Annotated in this window: 13 protein-coding genes and 2 rRNA genes (1 of these 15 only partly in view); 7 read left to right on the top strand and 8 right to left on the bottom strand. The window is 45.6% G+C overall.

What is annotated here, in order from left to right; genetic code table 11:
• Positions 1-37: 37 nt before the first annotated feature.
• The 3 genes from CTT31_RS01735 to CTT31_RS01725 form a co-directional block, all read right to left on the bottom strand.
• Positions 38-1,918 (bottom strand): methyl-accepting chemotaxis protein, encoded by a 1,881-nt coding sequence (locus CTT31_RS01735; RefSeq protein WP_260491839.1) that lies wholly within the window; start codon positions 1,916-1,918, stop codon positions 38-40.
• Positions 1,919-2,023: 105 nt separating this feature from the next.
• The gene (locus CTT31_RS01730; RefSeq protein ID WP_260491838.1) at positions 2,024-3,076 is read right to left on the bottom strand and encodes an MJ1255/VC2487 family glycosyltransferase; all 1,053 of its coding nucleotides are present in this window, start codon (positions 3,074-3,076) and stop codon (positions 2,024-2,026) included.
• Positions 3,073-3,597, bottom strand: coding sequence for a phosphatase PAP2 family protein (locus tag CTT31_RS01725; RefSeq protein WP_010368944.1), 525 nt, complete (start codon positions 3,595-3,597; stop codon positions 3,073-3,075). Before CTT31_RS01725 ends, CTT31_RS01730 begins: the two co-directional genes overlap by 4 nt.
• A gap of 158 nt (positions 3,598-3,755) precedes the next feature.
• Between CTT31_RS01725 and rraA the strand changes: the two genes are divergently transcribed.
• Complete coding sequence (rraA, locus tag CTT31_RS01720; RefSeq protein WP_010368946.1) at positions 3,756-4,259, top strand: ribonuclease E activity regulator RraA; 504 nt, start codon at positions 3,756-3,758, stop codon at positions 4,257-4,259.
• Between the two features lie 18 nt (positions 4,260-4,277).
• Positions 4,278-5,333, top strand: a complete 1,056-nt coding sequence (locus tag CTT31_RS01715) for a formimidoylglutamase (RefSeq protein WP_260491837.1) — start codon at positions 4,278-4,280, stop codon at positions 5,331-5,333.
• A gap of 44 nt (positions 5,334-5,377) precedes the next feature.
• On the opposite strand, the gene CTT31_RS01710 is transcribed toward CTT31_RS01715, so the two are convergent.
• Both CTT31_RS01710 and hutI read right to left on the bottom strand, forming a co-directional pair.
• Positions 5,378-7,162 (bottom strand): EAL domain-containing protein, encoded by a 1,785-nt coding sequence (locus CTT31_RS01710; RefSeq protein ID WP_260491836.1) that lies wholly within the window; start codon positions 7,160-7,162, stop codon positions 5,378-5,380.
• Positions 7,163-7,186: 24 nt separating this feature from the next.
• Entirely contained in the window at positions 7,187-8,410 is a 1,224-nt protein-coding gene (hutI, locus tag CTT31_RS01705) for an imidazolonepropionase (RefSeq protein ID WP_260492392.1), read from the bottom strand.
• Between the two features lie 111 nt (positions 8,411-8,521).
• Between hutI and hutC the strand changes: the two genes are divergently transcribed.
• From hutC to hutH, 3 genes are all read left to right on the top strand, one after another.
• On the top strand, positions 8,522-9,283 hold the full coding sequence (gene hutC / locus CTT31_RS01700; protein ID WP_017217272.1) for a histidine utilization repressor: 762 nt from the start codon (positions 8,522-8,524) through the stop codon (positions 9,281-9,283).
• A 157-nt stretch (positions 9,284-9,440) separates the two neighbouring features.
• Positions 9,441-11,120: a urocanate hydratase gene (hutU, locus tag CTT31_RS01695; protein ID WP_260491835.1), complete on the top strand. Its 1,680-nt coding sequence runs from the start codon at positions 9,441-9,443 to the stop codon at positions 11,118-11,120.
• Positions 11,121-11,122: 2 nt separating this feature from the next.
• On the top strand, positions 11,123-12,655 hold the full coding sequence (hutH, locus tag CTT31_RS01690) for a histidine ammonia-lyase (RefSeq protein WP_260491834.1): 1,533 nt from the start codon (positions 11,123-11,125) through the stop codon (positions 12,653-12,655).
• On the opposite strand, the gene CTT31_RS01685 is transcribed toward hutH, so the two are convergent.
• On the bottom strand, positions 12,647-13,444 hold the full coding sequence (locus tag CTT31_RS01685) for a Rossmann-fold NAD(P)-binding domain-containing protein (protein ID WP_260491833.1): 798 nt from the start codon (positions 13,442-13,444) through the stop codon (positions 12,647-12,649). The genes hutH and CTT31_RS01685 overlap by 9 nt on opposite strands.
• A gap of 127 nt (positions 13,445-13,571) precedes the next feature.
• Between CTT31_RS01685 and CTT31_RS01680 the strand changes: the two genes are divergently transcribed.
• Entirely contained in the window at positions 13,572-15,602 is a 2,031-nt protein-coding gene (locus CTT31_RS01680; protein ID WP_260491832.1) for a methyl-accepting chemotaxis protein, read from the top strand.
• Positions 15,603-15,711: 109 nt separating this feature from the next.
• Positions 15,712-17,082: an oxygen-independent coproporphyrinogen III oxidase gene (gene hemN, locus CTT31_RS01675; RefSeq protein ID WP_260491831.1), complete on the top strand. Its 1,371-nt coding sequence runs from the start codon at positions 15,712-15,714 to the stop codon at positions 17,080-17,082.
• Positions 17,083-17,380: 298 nt separating this feature from the next.
• Here hemN and rrf read toward each other — a convergent pair.
• Positions 17,381-17,494: ribosomal RNA gene (gene rrf, locus CTT31_RS01670) — 5S ribosomal RNA — on the bottom strand.
• A 117-nt stretch (positions 17,495-17,611) separates the two neighbouring features.
• Positions 17,612-19,112: ribosomal RNA gene (locus tag CTT31_RS01665) — 23S ribosomal RNA — on the bottom strand; it runs 1,384 nt beyond the window's last position.

The following is a 19,112-nucleotide window of genomic DNA, read 5'->3' as shown; positions in this document are numbered from 1 at the left end:
GGGCTTTGACATAAAGAACCTCAGGTTGAATTGGTGTTTATACCTGATACTTAGCCACGGCTTCGTGTAATACGCGCGCTTGCTCTGCGACTTCTTCACTACTTTGCGCATTAGAGCGAGCATGCTCTGACGCACCTTGCGCAATGTCTCTGATCTTAACCACGTTTTTATTCACTTCTGAAGCAACTTGGTTTTGTTCATCAATTGCCGTCGCGATATGCGTGCTCATTTCCATAATCGTTTGCACATCTTGGGTGATCATGCTGAGCAACTCCCCTGCTTTTTCGGCTTGCGACACACTTTCATTGCCTTGCTCACGGCATTGTTCCATGATGTTCACCACTTCTCGTGTACGCTGTTGCAGTGTAGAAATGATACTTTCGATTTCTTGTGTGGAGTCTTGAGTACGCTGCGCAAGAGACCTCACTTCATCCGCCACAACAGCAAAACCTCGACCTTGCTCACCTGCGCGCGCAGCTTCAATAGCAGCGTTTAGCGCAAGTAAGTTTGTTTGTTCTGCAATACCACGGATCACATCCAATACCGAGCCAATGGTTTCACCGTCACGCTCTAACTGAGCAACAACGCTTGAAGCACCACCTAACGATTCCGATAACTGCATGATGTGCTCAATTGTTGCTGTAACCTCACGGCGACCTTGTTGCGCATTTTCATTCGTTGTCTCGGCTTTATGCGCCGCTTCACCCGTATTATGAGAAATGTCTTGGATCGTCGCTTGCATCTCGGTCGCTGCGGTGGCGACCATATCCGCTTCGTGCAACTGCTCAGCCATTCCAGTACTCGTTTGGGCAGTGGTTTCCGTTAAATGATCCGTGGCTTCATTGATGGTCGCCAATGCTCCATTCACGTCCGCGATAAGATCTCTAAAGTCAGAAATTAAGCTATTAAAGTCACGGGTCATAATTGTGATTTCGTCATTACCGCTTTGCTCAATTTGTAGACTTAAATTATTTTCACGACGAATGCGCTCAATGGTTTGATAAACACGCTCTACGGGCTGAATAATTGAGCGACTAGTCGATAACACCAAAGTCATCACGATAATACCAGCCACAACAAATACACTGATGGCAAGCATCTGAGTTTTATCAACGTTTTCTTTGATCTCTGCTTTTGCCTGTTCCACGACTTCAGAGACCACCGCATCACTCTTCTCAACACTCACTTTCATCTTGCCAAGTGCACCGCTGGTCAAATCTAAGCCGAGTGTCTCTTGAGCTTTAACTAAACTCGCAAATTTGGATTGATAGGTGTTCAATAAGCCAAGCAGCTTAGATTGATATTGTGCATTAAACCCAGCGCTGCGAATTTCCTGAGAAAACTGTGCAACCAGCTCGTCAAAGCGTTTCAAGTATTTAGTATCAAAACGTAGCATAAAGTCTTTTTCAGCTCGACGAAGCTGCAGCATGGTTGAAAGGAGTTGATAATTCTGCTGCTCTTTTAGTAGTGTTTCTACCTCGTGTACCGCACCACGAAGCTCACCGTAAAGAGCATCCTTTGGATGCAAGCCAATTTTCTTTTGTAATTGCACCACTTTTTGAAAGTCATCGTAATAACTTTTTGCTAAGCGTTCAAATTCGTTGATCCGACCTAAATCAATATCAAAATCAGAAAAAGTACCTTGCAACAAAGCGAGCTTAGTTTGAAGCTCACGATACTCGTTTTCAAACTCATCGAGTGAATCTACCTGCTTGTAAAAAAGGAAATTTTTCTCGTGTTTGCGCATTGCTAATTCATGAATGTCGAGCTCTTCTGCATATTGAATCGTTTCATTCAATTTCAGCATAGTACGAGCTTCGTACATGATCATAATTAACATAACAACCAAGGCAATCCCTACCACTAATGCATTCACTTGCAAACGACGTCTGATAGTCAGATTTTCTAATACCGCCATCGGCTTACCTACAATGTTAATAGACTGGCTAAAGTATAGCTGAAGCCTTTCTGCCTTGCCTCATAATAGGTAATTATTCTGGGTTCATATTACAAAATAATATATTTACGCCGCTTTTATATACAAGTTATTAACACCATTCCAGAGTTGATTGTGTAATAAATCAATATTGTGCCATTGACCTTCCATCAACCACGCCACTAGCAAGCTAGGATCGGATGGAAAATAAAACGATGCTTTCGCGTCTGTTTGCAGCCATTCTTCCAACGCGCCAGCATTGAGATAATTCATCACTTGGGCATGACCGAGTTCGGCTAGCGTCTGCGCATTATTCTGCTGTTCAAATTGACCATCTAATGGTTTAAGTAGCAGTTTCTTACCGAGTTTTAATGCTTCACTAGAAAGCTCAAACCCAGCATTTGCAATCACACCACTGGTATTTCTTAAGTCTTGAATAAACCCAGAACGACTCGGTTTTCTCAGGTGAATATGTTGCAACGAAGCATTGTCAGCATCCGGGTGATAGCAGTAAAACTCCTTATCGGGGAAGTCTTTTAACAACTCAATAATGCTATCCAATGCTTCAAACGGCAGATAAACCAAAACTTTGTTAATTATCGATGCACATTGCTCCTGCTCAGCCTCATAAGGAATAAAAGGCGGAATAATATGCTTATCAAACGGTTGCCAGTGCACCCCAAGATGAATATCAGCTGGTGCAAAATACCGGATCAAAGCTTTATGCCAAGGCTGTACGGCAAATTGTGGAACAGCATCATATAAATATGACGCTTGATGACTCATTGCTATCACCGGAACCTTTGTCAGCTTTCCTGCCCACGCGCTGACAGGCTCAAAGTCGTTAAAGATCAAATCATAACCTGATACATCTAATTTTCTAACGTCGCGAATAAACTCACCAAACTTGATCGATTGGAAGGTTTTTATGCGATTTAACTGGCCGCGCTCGGTAACGAATGACAGCCCTCGGCAACTGCGATAATCACCAAAATCATGCATATCGAAATAGTTTTCCGAAGGACGTCCAGAAAAAAAGTAGTCAACAGAAATTCCCATGTTGCGAAAGCAATTTGCCATTACCCGAGCTCGAGTCGTATGGCCATTTCCCGTTCCTTGAACACCATATAGTATTTTCATACGCTTCCTAATATCACTATCGCTAAACTTGCACAGGCAACACCCATTGCCGCACCAAGCACCACATCAAGTGGATAATGTACCCCTACAATTACGCGTGACAATGACACTCCTGAAGCCCAAATCATCAACGGAAACGCAGCCAGTGGAATTTGCTCCATCAAGCAAGTCGCATATAGCCAAGCGCCAGCACTATGCCCCGAGGGCAGACTAAATTTATCGCTCGGCGTCAACAAGGCTTTCACTGCGTAGCAGTCACATGGTCGTAATCGTGCAAAACGATTTTTTAGATAGAAGTAAAGCGGCCTTTCAATTGCAAAGGCCAAAATCACGGTGAGTGCAAACTGCTGACCTAGCTGCTCCAAAAACAGAGCACACGCAATTGCGACCAACACATAGAGTCCACCGTTGCCACTTTTGGATAGACCTAATGCTATCAATCTAAACCAGTTTCTTGGCTTAGGGCAAAACACCACAAAGTATAATGCAGCGTCCAGCTCGGCTAGTTTTGCTTTCATCATTCGAGTCACGCCTAATTGCTCACAATATCAGCATAGAAGAGCAAAATAACAAATGGGTGACACTTTTAAGACACAAATATGTAAGTTGAATCAAAGCATTGCTAAGCACAAGTATGAGAGTATACTGGTTATCGACAATCAATATTCGAGGATTCAATATGGAATACAGCACTTCTGATCTTTGCGACCACTTTGCTGATGTGGTTGATGTGCTAGAGCCTATGTTCATCAATTTTGGCGGCCAGACGTCATTTAGTGGTCGTATCACTACCGTCAAATGTTTTGAAAACAATGAGCAAATCCAAGATGTACTACAACAAGACGGTACTGGTCGAGTGCTGCTCGTTGATGGTGGTGGTTCAACTCGTCGTGCATTGGTTGATATTGATTTAGCTGAGCTGGCGGTCGAGAACAACTGGCAAGGCATTATCGTTTACGGCGCAGTGCGCCATGTTGATGAACTAGAAGAAAGCGATATTGGCATTCAAGCAATCGCTTCTATCCCAGTAGCAGCAGATAGCAGTGGCAGCGGCGAAGTCGGTATTCCCGTTAATTTCGCAGGTGTCTCTTTTTACGAAGATGATTTTGTTTACGCCGACTCCACCGGCATTATCATCTCTGCAGAAGAGTTAGTTTTAGAAGATGATAACGAAGACAATTAAGCGCTAGAAGTAACAGTCATGAGTACAGCAGTCCGTATATATGATGAAAGTGATATTGCCACTTTTGTCAGTGCAAGAGCCGGTGAAACCAGAATTTGGCAAAGCATAAGCTTTTTACAATGTGATCATGACTACGCGGCTTCGCTTAGAGACGCGGCCCAATTTGGGATCCGTTATGTGTTGTTGGGGATCCCCGAAGATATAGGTCCGCGCGCCAATTGCGGGCAAGGCGGCGCCGAGCTTGGCTGGCGAGCCTTCCTCAAACGCTTTTTAAATCAGCCCGATAACCAGTTTTTGTCGGGCGACAAGATTTTGTTGCTAGGCGAGGTGGATACCCAGGCTATTCAAACGCGCGCACTATCGCTCGATAACACTAATAGCGAACAGCTAGCGCAGTTACGCGCTCTCTGTGCCGACCTCGACAACCAAGTTATTGCAACCCTAGCACCTATCTTTGCTGCAGGCTTGGAGCCAATTATCATTGGTGGTGGTCACAATAATACTTTTGGTATTTTGCAGGCACATTTTGAGGCCAGCAAGCGTGCCGCTGGTGCCATCAACTTTGACCCTCATGCTGACTTTCGAGCTTGTGAAGGTAGACACAGCGGTAATGGCTTCAGTTACGCGCATCAAGCTGGTAGCTTGTCGCATTATCATGTCATCGGCTTGCACGAACACAAAAATAACCAAACAATCCTTACTCAATTGCAAAACGCTGGATTCGGATTTTCAAGTTATCAAGCAATAAAAACCAGACAAACTCAGAGTTTATCAGCATCACTCGACAAAGCGTTGGCGACCATGCCAAGCGACATTCCATTAGGCGTAGAGTTAGATGTTGATGCCATCGTCGGTATGCCTGCAAGCGCCTTGACCTATCAAGGCTTCACAAGTAGCGATGCCGAATATTTTGTGTACCGTATTGCTCAGGCTCGAAATGCTAAATACTTGCACTTATGTGAAGCAGCCCCAGCTAGACACCCACTTGGTGAGCAGGCGGGTATCGAACATTGTGGCCAAATACTAACGAACCTTGCGAACGCTTATTTAAGTACCCGGCAACAGAGGCGCTAAACTCTACCGCAGCCAAAACCTATGTAAGGGTAAGGCGCTCCTAGTTATTGAGGCAGCCTTTGTTTCAGCCAACTGATCAAAATATTGCTGTTCTGTGGCCGAGAAAAGTAAAACCCTTGCGCTGCCACCGTGCCAATGCTTTTTACAAATTCGAGTTGCCCGAGAGATTCAATACCCTCGCCAATCACGCGACAGTGCTTTTCTTGATGCATCTCTACAATGCCTTTTACCAAGGATTTGGTATGCCCCATATGCTCAGGCTCTTGCGTCATATTGCGCGACAGTTTCACGTACTCAAAACGCAGTGCCGGTAATTTAGCTAGCACCAGCGGCGCATCACCAAAACTATCGACACACATTTTTACACCCAAGTTCTTCAAACGACTGATCATCGCAATTTCTTGCTCATCTAGTTCGGCAAGCATACTCGCTGGACACTCAATAATGATAGCACCTGGGCTTAACTGATGGTTGAGCATGGTGTAATCAATAAACTCGATAAAGCTTTCGCTCAACAGCTCAGCACCAAAGACATTAATACTGATGGGAACGCTGATCCCTTCCATTTTCAGTGCCAATGCGATTTCGCAAGCGCGCTCTAGTACATATTCAGCAACGGGAATAGCAAGTCCAACTAAACGAATATCATCAATGAACTCATTGGCACTTAAAATCCCTTGCTTTGGATGCTGCCAGCGCAACAGTAATTCCACAAACTCAATACTGTTATCTTCATGACGAACAACTGGATGAAAATAGAGCTCAAATTCAGATCTAAAGTTGATTTTAGCTAACTCCGACAACCTAACCTGTTGCTCCAGTCGATGAATTTGCATACGTTGTTGATACGGTACGACTTGTTGATGGCTATGCTGATGCGCTTCTGATTGTGTATCTAGCGCTAAAAACACGCAAGAAATCAGGTTCTCAAGTTGCCCCATTTCTTCATCGCAATTCACGTAACTCGCACGCATCATGATCTCTAACGTACAGCTACCAACATTGAATGGCTTTAAAGTGCTGTTTGATATTTCCTCTATCAGCTGCTCATGAAAGTGCTTACCATGCTTTAACGAACAGACAAACGCAAAGTTAAGACCACCTAGATGCGCCATTTTCGCAGTTTCATTGCCATGAGTGATGGCCATAACATCGCCGGATTGCAAACATTGCGCAATACGATTAGCCGATTGAGCTAACAGCAAATCACCAAACTCACGCCCTAAATGAAAATTCACCTGCTCGAAACCCATGAGACGGACTAGCACGAGCATACAAGGGCTCCCTTCCGTTTGGCGATATTCATTAAAAGCACGTTTAAAACTTTGCCGACCAGGTAACCCCAAACTTTCATGCTCGGTGTGGTCATCATTGTGTTCTTTCAATTCAAATTCATTTGCGCTGCTATACGCTTGATAGGCAAGGAAAAGAATATACATAAACACAATGACAATTGCGCCATGCTGGGCAGGAAGTGCCCATAGATATTCAGATACTGTCCACATTACCAAAGTGATTATCGCAGCAGCACTTATCAACAGTAAGCCACTTTTATGCTCCTGCAGACCATGGAATAGATACAGGAGTATCGTCAGAGTAAGTAAATGTAATGTAGTGATATTGCCCGTAAAGGCGAGCAGTATTGCAAGTGTTGCACTGCTAAGGTGAGCCAGTTTGAGCATACCAGAGGGGCGCTGCAGCATTAATGCTAACGCCCCCATTACAATGGCTCCGGCCATACCAGCCATCATTGGCGTAATTAGTATCGCTATTCCTTCAGACAGCAATAATTCCGTGGATCCGCCACTAGCTGTTGAAATTGAAAGCATAATTTGTTGCTTATAAAAGGATCATTACTGATTAAGTTTACCTAAGATCCACAAATTTGACAGGTCCGCTACACCAAATTGATAACTTAACTGGGCAGGATGGGTAATGTCCCATAACGCTAAGTCCGCGCGCATTCCAGCTTTCAATACACCACGGTCGCTCAACCCCAAGGCTTTCGCAGCATTAACCGTTACACCACGAAGCGCTTCCTCCGGTGTCATTCTAAATAATGTGCATGCCATATTTAGCATTAATCGCAGTGAGCACAAAGGCGCAGTACCTGGATTGAAGTCGCTCGCGAGTGCCATTGCTACTTTGTGCTTTCTGAGCAAGTCAATTGGTGGCAATTGCGTTTCTCGTAAGAAATAAAAAGCGCCGGGTAAAAGTACCGCGGTAACATCCCCTTTCGCCATCGCTTCCACACCAGCTTCATCAAGATATTCAATATGATCTGCTGAAAGCCCTTTAAACTTTGCCACAAGCTCGCTGCCATGTTGATTAGATAGCTGCTCAGCATGACATTTCACCTGTAATCCCAGCTGTTGTGCTTGAGTAAATACTTGCTCAGTTTGCTGATAGGTAAATCCCACGTTCTCACAAAATACATCAACAGCCGTTGCTAACTGGCGCGAAGCAACTTGTGGCAGCATCTCATCACAGACTAAATCAATGTAGGCTTGGCTATTGTCTTTGTATTCTGGGGGTAATGCATGCGCGCCCAAGAACGTGCTATGCACATCAACCGGATGATGCTCATTAAGGAGTTGATTAATTTCTAGCAGTTTTAGCTCGTTTTCGACGTCTAGGCCGTAACCCGATTTACTTTCAACCGTGGTAACCCCTTCTTTGAGTAAACTATTCAAGCGGTTCTTACCGTTAACATACAGCGTTTCTCTGTCTGCCAACCGTGTTGCCTTAACGGTACTTGCAATACCACCACCTTGCGCAGCAATCTCTTGATAGGATGCCCCCAGTAATCGCTGCTCAAATTCGTTGGCCCGAGAACCTGCAAATAAAATATGCGTGTGGCAGTCGATTAACCCTGGGGTCAACCATTGGCCATTGGCTTTATGAATAGGGGTTGCTATGGCGTCAACCTCAGGTAATTCACTACGAGGGCCTAACCAATTAATTTTGCCATCTTTAATAGCGATCGCTGCGTTTTCTATCGCACCATAAGGGGTATCCAAATTGGGATCCATAGTTGCAATATTGACATCGATAATAAGCAAATCGGCTTCTAACATCATACTTGTCCTAATCTAAATCAAATCCATATGCCAACACATTAAAAGAAACTCGCTCACTGCGAGATTTATCCATTGAGTCTATCAGGGATACTTGTATATACAAGAGAAGTGTGCCATCTTTATTTACATAAATATGAACTCGAGACAACAACTGTGCCTGAGCTTCCTAAATTTGCGCTGATAAAACAATATATTATCGATAATATTCGCGCCGCGCGCTGGCTCGAAAACGAGCGCGTGCCATCGGAAAATGAGTTAGCTGACCAATTTAATGTTAGCCGAATGACCGCAAGACGAGCACTAAGCGAGCTAACTGAAGCCGGAATTTTAACTCGTAGCCAAGGTCTAGGTACTTTTGTTGCCAGTTTTAAATCTCAGTCTTCGTTACTTGAGATCCGCAATATTGCCGACGAGGTCAACGCACGCAATGGCAAATACTCATGTACCGTACTGACGCTTGAACTTATTGCTGCAGTAGCGCCTATCGCCATTGCACTGGGTGTAGAAGCGGACGCGCCAGTCTACAGAAGCGTAATTGTACATAATGAAAATGAACAACCACTGCAAGTCGAAGAGCGCTTTGTCAATCCACAGTTGGCACCGGAGTATTTAGACCAAAACTTTGAACTGACTACCCCTCATGAATATTTATCTCAAGTCGCGCCGCTCACAGAGGCTAGACACACCGTTGAAGCTGTTATGCCATCACCAGAGGTTTGCCAGTGGCTTGGGCTTTATAATGAAGAACCATGCTTACAAATGATCCGCCGAACTTGGTCTGCAAAAGGCATTGTTAGCTTCGCGAGGTTAATTTCGCCAGGCAGTAAATATCGCTTAGGTGGTCATCTCACCTTTAAGCAAAGGTCGTAACACATAAAGTGTCGCCAAACATCGCGACAGGTAAATCAAAACGACATGGCGGCCTAGATTGCCATGCAATACAAATAGACTAACAACCTAGCGAAACTAAGCAATCGCAACAACTAGACATTTCACTTAGGTTGTATATACAACAGGAGAGAGCAGAATGAGTGACAACCCAAGATTAGACCTTAGCCGCGAGATCCGCGCGCCACGAGGTGCAGACATTACCGCAAAGAACTGGCTTACTGAAGCCGCAAAGCGAATGTTGATGAATAACCTTGACCCTGAAGTTGCGGAGCACCCAAATGCACTAGTAGTTTATGGCGGTATTGGCCGCGCCGCTCGCGACTGGGCATGCTTCGATAAAATCGTCGAAACGTTAGACCGCTTAGAAGAAGACGAAACCTTACTGGTGCAATCAGGTAAACCTGTCGGGGTATTCAAAACTCATAGCAATGCTCCTCGCGTCTTAATTGCTAACTCAAATTTAGTACCACATTGGGCTAACTGGGATCACTTCAACGAACTCGATAAAAAAGGCCTGATGATGTACGGCCAGATGACCGCTGGCTCTTGGATCTATATTGGCTCACAAGGCATAGTGCAAGGCACATACGAGACCTTTGTAGCAATGGCAAAGCAACACTTTAATGGTGAGGCAAAAGGCAAGTGGATCTTAACCGGTGGCCTTGGCGGCATGGGTGGCGCGCAACCACTCGCAGCAACTATGGCAGGCTTTAGCGCCCTCGTTGTTGAGTGTGATGAGTCACGAATCGATTTTCGTCTTAACACACGCTATGTTGACCGAAAGGCAACCACACTTGATGATGCGTTAGCTATCATTGATGAAGCGAATGCTGCTGGGCAACCGGTATCAGTTGGCCTGTTGGGCAATGCAGCGGATGTGTATGCTGAATTGGTTGAGCGCAATATCACGCCTGACGTAGTGACCGATCAAACTTCTGCGCACGATCCATTAAACGGCTACTTACCGCAAACGTGGACTATGGCTCAGGCAGCCGGGCTTCGCGAAAGCGATCCAAAAGCAGTTGTAAAAGCCGCAAAACAATCTATGGCGGTGCAAGTACAAGCCATGCTAACGCTGCAATCGCGCGGAGCTGCGACAACTGACTACGGGAATAACATTCGCCAAATGGCCCTAGAAGAAGGGGTTGATAACGCCTTTGATTTCCCGGGCTTTGTTCCTGCCTATATTCGTCCACTGTTTTGCCAAGGTATAGGCCCATTCCGTTGGGTTGCGCTGTCTGGCGATCCTGAAGATATTTATAAAACAGACGCGAAAGTTAAAGAGCTTATCCCAGATGACCCACACCTTCACAATTGGTTAGACATGGCGCGCGAGCGCATTCAATTCCAAGGCCTGCCAGCTCGTATTTGCTGGGTTGGCCTGAAGGACAGAGCGCGTTTAGCACGAGCATTCAACGAAATGGTCAAAAATGGTGAACTCAAAGCACCGATTGTGATTGGTCGTGATCACTTAGATTCTGGCTCTGTAGCCAGTCCAAACCGTGAAACGGAATCGATGATGGATGGTTCAGATGCAGTATCGGACTGGCCGTTACTCAATGCCTTGTTAAACACGGCTGGCGGTGCAACTTGGGTCTCACTGCATCACGGCGGTGGTGTTGGTATGGGCTTCAGTCAACATTCGGGAGTCGTTATTGTGGCAGATGGCACAGACGAAGCAGACGCCCGTTTATCTCGCGTACTATGGAATGACCCAGGTACCGGTGTAATGCGTCATGCCGATGCTGGTTATGACATAGCCAAAGACTGTGCAAAAGAACAAAAACTAGATTTACCTATGCTGGAAGGAAAGTAAGTATGTACTCACTAAATTTAATCCCAGGCCAACTGACTTTAAACACGTTACGACAAATCAATCAACAGCCTGTTCATCTCAGCTTAGACGGATCAGCGAAAGCCGCTATTGCTAACAGTGCAGACACAGTTCAGCAAGTGATCAAAGAAGGACGCACCGTTTACGGCATTAATACGGGTTTTGGCTTGCTGGCCAACACCAAAATTGCAAAAGACGAATTAGAGTTGCTACAACGCTCTATTGTACTGTCGCACGCAGCCGGTATTGGCGAGTTAATGGACGATAGTACCGTTCGACTCATGATGGTACTAAAAATCAACTCACTCTCTCGTGGTTTCTCTGGGATCCGCTTAGATGTAATTGAATTCTTAGCGGCCTTGGTTAATGCCGAAGTCTATCCTTGTGTGCCCAAGAAAGGCTCAGTCGGGGCATCAGGCGATCTCGCACCACTATCGCATATGTGTTTACCGATCCTCGGCGAAGGTCAGGTTCGCTATCGTGGCGAGCTTATTGATGCCATTGATGGGTTAAAAATAGCAGGACTTGAACCACTTACTTTAGCTGCAAAAGAAGGTCTCGCACTACTTAACGGTACACAAGCATCTACCGCTTTTGCACTGCAAGGCCTATTCAGAGCTGAAGATCTTTATGCGCAAAGCTGTGTCGTTGGTTCAATGAGCATTGAAGCAGCTATGGGCAGCCGCTCGCCGTTTGATGCGCGTATTCACGAAGTCCGTGGTCAGCAAGGCCAAATCGACACCGCACTGGCGTTTAGAGATATCTTACAAACTCGCTCAGAAATAAGTGATGCTCATGTTGATTGTGAAAAAGTACAAGATCCTTATTGCTTACGTTGTCAACCACAGGTGCTTGGTGCCTGTTTAACTCAGATCCGCCAAGCCGCTGAGGTGATCCTTGTAGAATCCAATGGGGTAACAGATAACCCGCTGGTATTTGCAGATGCTGGAGATATTATTTCTGGCGGCAACTTCCATGCAGAGCCGATAGCGATGGCGGCTGATAACCTAGCGCTTGCCATTGCTGAAATTGGTGCATTGGCTGAGCGTCGTATCGCACTGCTTATTGATTCGAGCTTATCAAAACTGCCTCCCTTCTTAGTTAACAATGGCGGTGTAAACTCGGGCTTTATGATTGCGCAAGTCACTGCTGCGGCACTGGCCTCTGAAAACAAAACACTCGCACATCCTGGCAGTGTTGACAGCCTCCCAACCTCGGCAAACCAAGAAGACCATGTTTCCATGGCAACCTTTGCGGCAAGACGCTTACAGGAAATGGCTGACAACGCCCAAGGTGTACTCGCAGTTGAATATCTTGCTGCAGCGCAGGGGTTAGATTTTAGAGCGCCACTTAAGCCATCTGACAAAGTGGCTACAGCTCAGCAAATATTACGAGCAGTCGTGAGCTTTTATGACAAAGATAGGTATTTTGCACCTGATATTGAAAGTGCTAATGCGTTATTGGGTCAAGCTGCACTGGCGCACTTGCTACCAGCACAACTCTTACCTTCAGCCTAACTTAGATTCATTAACAATCGGATGATGGTAGGCAAAGCCGAGTTTGGTAATACGCTCGGCTTTGATAATGCGCGCTTCTTCTTTTGACGAAGCGAAACTCGGCATCTCAGTCCCTAATTTTTCACAGTGATATCGATAAAACGCCTGTCTCGTGGGGTGCGCTGGATAGCAAACATTATAAATGTCTGCAGCATCCTGCCACTGCGCGATCACGGTATTGATTGCGGTAACAACATCACCGCGATGAACCATATTCACTCTACCATTCGCTGAGCTAGATAAAGCTTTTCCTGCTACAAATCGCCCAGGCTCCCTACCGGGACCTTGAAGACCTGCTAAGCGTACAACCTTGCCGCCTGTGTTAAGCACCATCTCTTCAGCAGTTCTTAGTATATCAACACGCCGGTTGGCTTTATCCGCTAACTTACCTTGTTCATCATATTCACCATTTTCGGTGCTATAAACGCCAGTGGTCGAACACAATAAGAAGCCAGCTGCTGACATCTTCTTTGCAAGTAACAATGCCTGTTCTAACGTTTCTAAATAGTTACTATCGACATGCCTCGCTCTTGGTGGGATCGCACACACCCAATACGCGTTGTGTAAAGAAATTGAGTGCGCTAAGGTGCCATTTTCAGTTAAGACCAGCTGCCTTGACCAGCTATGCATCTCGTTAGCTTGGGTTCTGGTGCCTTCTATTTGCCACCCTTGCGACTCAGCTTCGCGACACAACGCTTCACCGAGCCAACCCGCGCCCAGTACGACCAGACTACGATTTAGTACTTTCATATGAATATTACCTTAACCAAGAAGTTACCTTGTATTATCTATGTAAAAGAAGTTAACGCAAACGGTGGCGTTCTCCCGTTATCTATGGTTTGATTACCGTTTGCATAAGCTAAAAATAAGAAGTGTCATGCTTGAGAATTTATCCCTTAGAAAGAAAATATTGCTGCTAATTGGCGGCACCATTTCCGTATTATTAATTATTGCATCAAGCTTTTTCGTCAGCCATATTGCAACGCTATCTCGAGATGGTATTGAGCGAGAAACGCAAAGCTATATTCAAGCCGAAAAATTGGCAATGGAAGCATTCTTTGGCCAATACGGCAAAGTAGTTGAAACCTTTGTTTCTACGCCTCATAACATTCATTGGTTTGAAAATTATAATACCCGGGGCGCCGATCTGACTAAAGATAAAGACTATCAAGAGGTCAATGAAGACTTAGTTAGGATCGCCAAAGGCGATGAAAATATTCTCTCAGCCTTTATTGCCTCAGCAAACACCGGTGAATATTTTAAAGAAAATGATCGTACATCAGCATATTCGGATGGTCGACCTTACTACGCCTATCAGCGCCCATGGTGGCAGGATACGCTTGATGTAGGTAAATTGTATGTCGGTCCAATTGCAACCGATATCAATACCGGTGCGGTGTCTGCTGTGATCCGTCAACCTATCTACAATAACGGCGGCAAACTCGTCGCCATGGGTGGCGTCGACTTACAGATCAATAAATTGAACGATATGGTTGAACGTATCAAGTTTCAAGATAAAGGTTTTGGCTTTTTGCTCGATGGTGATTTAAATGTTGTGCATTTATCCAAGCGTACTGGTCACTCACTCTCTACCACAGATGAAGGCGAGAAAGGCAAAGAAGGTTTAGATGGCCTTGAATCCCAGTTTGCCAATACATCAGGCTTTGACGCTCTAAATGCCGCTATCAAGCGTAACCCCGTTGGCAATAGTACGGTCACGTTCAAAGGGGAAGCGTATTATGTTGTTTATGACAATGTAAAATTAGACAACCCCCTATTGGATTGGCACGTTGGCCTACTTATTCCGGTGTCGCTGATCGAAGCACCTGTAAATGACGCCGTAATGAGCACAATCACAGCCTTGATTATTATCTTAGCCATTATCGTAGCAATGATCTTGCTCGCCACGCAAATGATCACCAAACCGATTGTAGCCCTTACCGAAACCATGCGAGACATCGCATCGGGTGAAGGCGACCTAACTAGACGTATCGATATCACCAGTAAAGATGAAGTCGGTCAACTCGCGCTGCATATGAATACCTTCATCGATAAACTTAGAGCAATGATGCTCGATACCGCAGCACAAGCTGAGCAATTAAGTAATGCTTCCGCCCAATTGCGTGAAGTATCAAACAATACTAACAGCGAAATTCAGCGCGAAAAAGAACAGGTAGATAGCGTAAGCGCGGCAGTGACCGAGATGGCAGCTACAGTGACTGAAATCTCACGTAATGCACAAGAGACCAACCAAGCCGCTGATGTCGTGCAACGTATTACCAATGAAGGTGCAGGACGTTCATCACAAGCTCAAGAAGTCATGACTGAACTAGCACTTCATATTGGCGAGGCTGCAAAAGTGGTTGCCGGACTTGAACAAGAAACCAGTAACATAGGTGCCGTTATTGATGTGATTAACGGTATTGCTGAACAAACGAACTTACTGGCACTCAATGCCGCCATAGAAGCCGCCAGAGCGGGCGAGCAAGGTCGAGGCTTTGCGGTGGTTGCTGATGAAGTAAGATCGCTTGCAAGCCGCACGCAAGAGTCTACCGACGACATTCGCAATATGATCTCTCGTTTACAGCAAATTGCCCAACAAGCTTCAGTGATGATGCAACAAGGTCAAGACCGCGCAGAGGGGACCGTAGGGGAAACACAAGCCGTGCTTGATGCCTTGAAAGAAATCACAGAGTCGGTCACGACAGTACAAGACCAGAGTCATCAAATTGCGACATCAACAGAGCAGCAAACCGTTGTTGCAGAAGATATTAACAATAGCCTTAACCAAATTAATGAGCTCGTTAATAGCACTGCCAATCACGCCAATGTACTGGCAGATGAAGCCCGCGACTTGAACGACTTAGCCAAGGCGCTGAACTCAACAGTCAACCAGTTTAAGCTTTAATCAAACACCAAAACACGTCGCAATCGCGGCGTGTTTTGATCTGAGGCAAATCTAACCTAGGCGGTAAAAAGTACACTGACACTCTTAATAAAACTCGAGAGTGCGTATCGTGATTAATTTACCTATTTGGAATGATTCCCTTATCAACAAGTACAATATATCTGGTCCTAGATATACTTCATATCCAACGGCCCTATCGCTTGATTCTGGTTATAGCCAAAAAGAGTTACAAGCGGCTATTACTGGTTCAAAATCTCGTTCACTCTCGCTGTATATTCATATCCCTTTTTGTCATCAACTGTGCTACTACTGTGGCTGTAATAAAATCATTACTCGTCATCAATCCAAAGCTGACGTTTACCTAGATTACTTAGCACAAGAAATCGCAGCAAAAGCGCCGCTATTTTCTGAGTATCGTGTAGAACAACTTCATTTAGGCGGTGGGACACCAACTTTCTTAACTACCGAACAAATGACACGTCTAATCGAAATGCTGAATAGTGCATTTAACTTCTCTCAAAGTGCACAGCGTGGTATTGAAATAGACCCAAGATCACTTGCACCAAATATGATGCGCCACCTACACGAGCTCGGATTTAATCGTGTGTCTTTTGGCGTACAAGATTTTAATGATGAAGTGCAAGCCGCGGTAAACCGCCCACAGCATCTAGACGAAGTGCTGGCTATCTTAACTGAAGCGAGAACGCTCGGTTTTAAATCTATTAATATGGATATGATCTATGGGCTACCATTTCAAACAGTAGAGAGCTACAAGCAAACGATTGAGCAACTTATCGCGCTTTCTCCCGATAGAGTCTCTGTATTTAACTATGCCCATCTTCCGGATAGATTTGCAGCACAGCGAAAACTAAAAGAAGCCGACATGCCAAGTGCGGGAGAAAAGCTTGAGATTTTTAAGCAAACACTGGAACAGATGACCTCCGCTGGGTATCAATTCATCGGTATGGATCACTTCGCCAAAAAAGACGATGAACTAGCTGTGGCGCAAAATGAAGGGCATCTACACCGTAATTTTCAAGGCTATACCACTCATGGCGAGTGTGACCTGTTAGGTCTTGGTGTCTCATCCATTTCCCAAATTGGTCACATGATTTTGCAAAATGAAAAAGAGTTAAAACCTTATTATCAGGCTTTAAGTGATAAAAAGTGTGCGATCACTAAAGGGATAACTTTAAGTGGTGATGATGAAATACGCGCGGCTGTGATCAAACAGCTTATTTGTCATTTTGAGCTAGATAAAAAGGTGTTCGAGCAACGCTATGATATAAATTTTGACGAATATTTTGCTCAAGCACTTAACGCTCTAGAACCGCTAGCAGCAGATGAACTGGTAGAGCTGAATGAGCACACCATAAAAGTCACCAGTAGCGGGAATTTATTTATTCGCATCATTTGCATGTGCTTTGATGCCTACTTACAAAACCAAGTCAAAAACACCCGCTTCTCTCGCGTTATTTAACCACCTTACTCTCAAAGTTACCACAACCTCCCACAATACTGTGTTTATAGTGGGAGTGGGTGCACCTCGCGAGGTTTTTAAATCACACATAGCAAAAAACCCGTCGCATTGCTGCAACGGGTTTTGATGCACATGTTTTTTTGCTGGAACTTCATTGCAAGCATCGGTGGGTGAACCACCTCCTACCATATTACACTGTGCTGATACTGTGGTGGGAGCGAGTTCATCTCGCGAGGTTTTCTAAATCCTATACAGCAAAAAACCCGCTGCATTACTGCAACGGGTTTTTCTTATTTGGCCCTGGCGATGTTCTACTTTCACATGGGTAATCCACACTATCATCGACGCTGTTTTGTTTCACTTCTGAGTTCGGCATGGGGTCAGGTGGGTCCAAAACGCTATAGTCACCAGGAAATTCTGTTCATCAATGAAGTCTCCCTCATCAATGTAAATCCGGAAAAAGCTATTAAATTCTTTTGTCTACTTTAGTCTATTAACTTCTGTCACTTATAAACCACTTTGGCGTTGTATGGTTAAGCCTCACGGGTAATTAGTACGAGTTAGCTTAATGCCTCACAGCACTTCCACATCTCGCCTATCAACGTTGTAGTCTTCAACGGCCCTTCAGTTGACTCTAAGTCAAAGTGAGAACTCATCTCGAGGCCTGCTTCCCGCTTAGATGCTTTCAGCGGTTATCAGTTCCGAACGTAGCTACCGGGCAATGCAATTGGCATCACAACCCGAACACCAGCGGTTCGTCCACTCCGGTCCTCTCGTACTAGGAGCAGCCCCTCTCAATTCTCAAACGCCCACGGCAGATAGGGACCGAACTGTCTCACGACGTTCTAAACCCAGCTCGCGTACCACTTTAAATGGCGAACAGCCATACCCTTGGGACCGACTTCAGCCCCAGGATGTGATGAGCCGACATCGAGGTGCCAAACACCGCCGTCGATATGAACTCTTGGGCGGTATCAGCCTGTTATCCCCGGAGTACCTTTTATCCGTTGAGCGATGGCCCTTCCATTCAGAACCACCGGATCACTATGACCTACTTTCGTACCTGCTCGACGTGTCTGTCTCGCAGTTAAGCTTGCTTCTACCATTACACTAACCGTACGATGTCCGACCGTACTTAGCAAACCTTCGTGCTCCTCCGTTACTCTTTGGGAGGAGACCGCCCCAGTCAAACTACCCACCAGGCACTGTCCTCAACCCCGATTCAGGGGCCCAAGTTAGAACATCAACACTACAAGGGTGGTATTTCAAGGTCGGCTCCACAGAAACTAGCGTCTCTGCTTCAAAGCCTCCCACCTATCCTACACATGTAGGGTCAATGTTCAGTGCCAAGCTGTAGTAAAGGTTCACGGGGTCTTTCCGTCTAGCCGCGGGTACACAGCATCTTCACTGCGATTTCAATTTCACTGAGTCTCGGGTGGAGACAGCGTGGCCATGGTTACACCATTCGTGCAGGTCGGAACTTACCCGACAAGGAATTTCGCTACCTTAGGACCGTTATAGTTACGGCCGCCGTTTACCGGGGCTTCGATCAAGAGCTTCGCCTAAGCTAACCCCATCAATTAACCTTCCGGCACCGGGCAGGTGTCACACCGTATACGTCATCTTACGATTTTGCACAGTGCTGTGTTTTTAATAAACAGTCCCAGCCACCTGGTCACTGCGGCTCTCGTTTGCTTACAGAGCAAGTCCTTCACAAACAAGAGCGTACCTTCTCCCGAAGTTACGGTACAATTTTGCCTAGTTCCTTCACCCGAGTTCTCTCAAGCGCCTTAGTATTCTCTACCTGACCACCTGTGTCGGTTTAGGGTACGATTCAGTATGAACTGAAGCTTAGAGGCTTTTCCTGGAAGTAGGGCATCAACAACTTCACCACCTTAGTGGCTCGTCTCGACTCTTAGCCTTAGCAACCCGGATTTTCCTAAGTCACCAGCCTACAGCCTTTCACATGGACAACCAACGCCATGCTTGCCTAGCCTGCTCCGTCCCCCCATCGCATTCATACCGAGTAC

Source organism: Pseudoalteromonas maricaloris (genome assembly GCF_024746855.1).
Taxonomy (GTDB): Bacteria; Pseudomonadota; Gammaproteobacteria; order Enterobacterales; family Alteromonadaceae; genus Pseudoalteromonas; species Pseudoalteromonas maricaloris.
Note: the sequence above shows the minus strand (reverse complement) of the source record. Positions and strands in the feature narration are given on the sequence as shown.

What these genes read in the sequence shown, in the direction of transcription:
- hutI (WP_260492392.1), bottom strand. Translation starts at nt 8,410, where the DNA reads ATGTTAGAAGCCGATTTGCTTATTATCGATGTCAATATTGCAACTATG.
- CTT31_RS01730 (WP_260491838.1), bottom strand. Translation starts at nt 3,076, where the DNA reads ATGAAAATACTATATGGTGTTCAAGGAACGGGAAATGGCCATACGACT.
- CTT31_RS01735 (WP_260491839.1), bottom strand. Translation starts at nt 1,918, where the DNA reads ATGGCGGTATTAGAAAATCTGACTATCAGACGTCGTTTGCAAGTGAAT.
- hutH (WP_260491834.1), top strand. Translation starts at nt 11,123, where the DNA reads ATGTACTCACTAAATTTAATCCCAGGCCAACTGACTTTAAACACGTTA.
- CTT31_RS01725 (WP_010368944.1), bottom strand. Translation starts at nt 3,597, where the DNA reads ATGATGAAAGCAAAACTAGCCGAGCTGGACGCTGCATTATACTTTGTG.
- CTT31_RS01715 (WP_260491837.1), top strand. Translation starts at nt 4,278, where the DNA reads ATGAGTACAGCAGTCCGTATATATGATGAAAGTGATATTGCCACTTTT.
- CTT31_RS01685 (WP_260491833.1), bottom strand. Translation starts at nt 13,444, where the DNA reads ATGAAAGTACTAAATCGTAGTCTGGTCGTACTGGGCGCGGGTTGGCTC.
- CTT31_RS01710 (WP_260491836.1), bottom strand. Translation starts at nt 7,162, where the DNA reads ATGCTTTCAATTTCAACAGCTAGTGGCGGATCCACGGAATTATTGCTG.
- CTT31_RS01680 (WP_260491832.1), top strand. Translation starts at nt 13,572, where the DNA reads ATGCTTGAGAATTTATCCCTTAGAAAGAAAATATTGCTGCTAATTGGC.
- hutU (WP_260491835.1), top strand. Translation starts at nt 9,441, where the DNA reads ATGAGTGACAACCCAAGATTAGACCTTAGCCGCGAGATCCGCGCGCCA.
- rraA (WP_010368946.1), top strand. Translation starts at nt 3,756, where the DNA reads ATGGAATACAGCACTTCTGATCTTTGCGACCACTTTGCTGATGTGGTT.